This is a genomic window from Phytohabitans kaempferiae (genome assembly GCF_042433955.1).
Taxonomy (GTDB): domain Bacteria; phylum Actinomycetota; class Actinomycetes; order Mycobacteriales; family Micromonosporaceae; genus Phytohabitans; species Phytohabitans kaempferiae.
Genome location: NZ_JBHLUH010000066.1, coordinates 1 through 2,222, shown reverse-complemented (window position 1 = coordinate 2,222; position 2,222 = coordinate 1). Strand labels below are relative to the sequence as shown.

Below are 2,222 nucleotides of genomic sequence, written 5' to 3'. Positions count from 1 at the left end.
GGGCTGGGGTGTCGCAGGGCGCCGGTTTGTTCGACAGCATCGTCGTCTTCGAAAACTTCCCGGCCGACGCGACAGTCGCCGACGAGTACGGCCTGCGGATGCGTGACCTGGTCGGCGTCGAGAGCACCAGCTTCCCGCTCAACCTGCTCGCGTATCCGGGCGACGACGAACTCGCGATGAGCCTCACCTACGACCCGGCGCTCTTCGACGCCGCGACGGTGGAGCGGATGGCCAGGCATCTGGGCGTGATCCTCGATGCGATGGCCGCCGACCCGGAGCGGCCGGTCTCCGCCCTGCCGGTGCTCACCGAGGCGGAGCACCACCAGGTCATCGACGGGTGGAACGACACCGCGGTCGTGCACCCGCTGGCCGGCCGGTGCCTCCCGGACCTCTTCGAGGAGCAGGTGGGCCGGACGCCGGAGGCGACCGCCGTGCGCTTCGAGGGCGCGTCGCTCACGTACGCGGAGTTGGACGCGCGCGCCAACCAGCTCGCCCACCACCTGCGCGAAGTCGGGGTCACGCCGGGCACCCTGGCCGCGGTGGCGCTGCCGCGCTCGCTGGATCTCATCGTCGCGCTGTACGCCGTGCACAAGGCCGGCGGGGCGTACCTGCCGGTCGACCCGGACTACCCGGCCGACCGGGTCCGGTACATGATGGCGGACGCCGCCCCGGTCGTGGCGATCGTCGACGGTGAGACGGCCGCCGCGCTGCCATCGTCGGTGCCGGCGCTGCTGATCGGCGGGGAGCACGTCGTCGTGGCGCTGCGCGAGCGGCCCACCACCCCCGTCGACCGCGCCGGCCTGGACGGGGCGTCCCCGGCGTACGTCATCTACACCTCCGGCTCCACCGGCCGGCCCAAGGGTGTCGTCGTACCCCACCGGGGGATCGTCAACCGGCTGCTCTGGATGCAGGACGAGTACCGTCTCGACGCGGACGACCGGGTGCTCCAGAAGACACCGTCCAGCTTCGACGTGTCGGTCTGGGAGTTCTTCTGGCCGCTGCTCGCCGGCGCCACCCTCGTGGTGGCCCGGCCGCACGGGCACACCGACCCGGCGTACCTGGCCTCGCTCATCCAGGCCGAGCGGGTCACCACCGTCCACTTCGTCCCGTCGATGCTTCAGGCTTTCGTCGAAGAGCCCGCCGCGGCCGGCTGCACGACGTTGCGCCAGGTCATCTGTAGCGGCGAGGCCCTGCCCGCGGCCCTGTGGCAGCGGTTCCGCCAGGTGCTCGACGCGCCGCTCGACAACCTGTACGGGCCCACCGAGGCGTCGGTCGACGTCACCTGGTGGCGGTGCACCCCGGACGACCGGGAGGGCGTGGTCCGGATCGGCCGCCCGGTGTGGAACACCAGGCTCTACGTGCTCGACGATGAGCTGCGGCCGGTGCCGATCGGCGCGGTCGGCGAGCTCTACCTGGCCGGGGTCCAGCTCGCCACCGGATACCTGCACCGGCCGGAGCTGACCGCGGAGCGGTTCGTCCGCGACCCGTTCGCCGAGAGCCCGGAGGGCGCGGAGCCGGCCCGCATGTACCGCACCGGTGACCTGGCGCGGTGGCTGCCCGACGGCACAGTCCAGTACGTCGGCCGGGCCGACTCGCAGGTGAAGATCCGGGGCTTCCGGATCGAGCTCGGCGAGGTCGAGGCGGTGCTGGCCGCCCATCCGGCGGTGGCCGAGGCCGCCGTCACCACCGTCGGTGACGAGGCGTCCCGGCGGCTGGTCGGCTACGTCGTCCCGGCTCGCGGTGCCACCGTCGACGTGGCGGAGCTGCGCGCCTTCGTCGGCCGGGCCGTGCCGGAGTACATGGTGCCGCCGGTGGTGATGGTCCTGGAGCGGCTGCCGCTCTCGCCGAACGGGAAGGTGGACCGCCGCGCGCTGCCCGCACCGGACGCCGCGGCCGGCTCCGCCGCCGAGTACGTGGCCCCCGGAACACCGGTGGAGCACGCCCTCGCCGGCATCTGGTCCGACCTGCTGCGCCTGCCCCGGGTGGGGGTCCGGGACAACTTCTTCGAGCTGGGCGGTGATTCGATCCTGAGTATCCGGGTGGTGGCCCGGGTGCGTGAGGTGTTCGGTGTCGACCTGTCGCCGCGAGAGCTGTTCGACCACCCCACCATCGCCGAGCTGGCCGAGGGTATCGACGCCCGGGAGCCGGACGCCGCGGCCGCCCCCATCCCGGTGGTGTCGCGTGGTGGTGTGTTGCCGTTGTCGTTTGCGCAGCAGCGGTTG

1 protein-coding gene is annotated in these 2,222 nt (G+C 72.9%); it reads left to right on the top strand.

All coding sequences use genetic code 11. The features are described from left to right. Positions 1–26: 26 nt before the first annotated feature. Positions 27–2,222 (top strand): non-ribosomal peptide synthetase (locus ACFFIA_RS31275; RefSeq protein WP_377257717.1); only part of this gene is annotated, 2,196 nt, incomplete at its 3' end.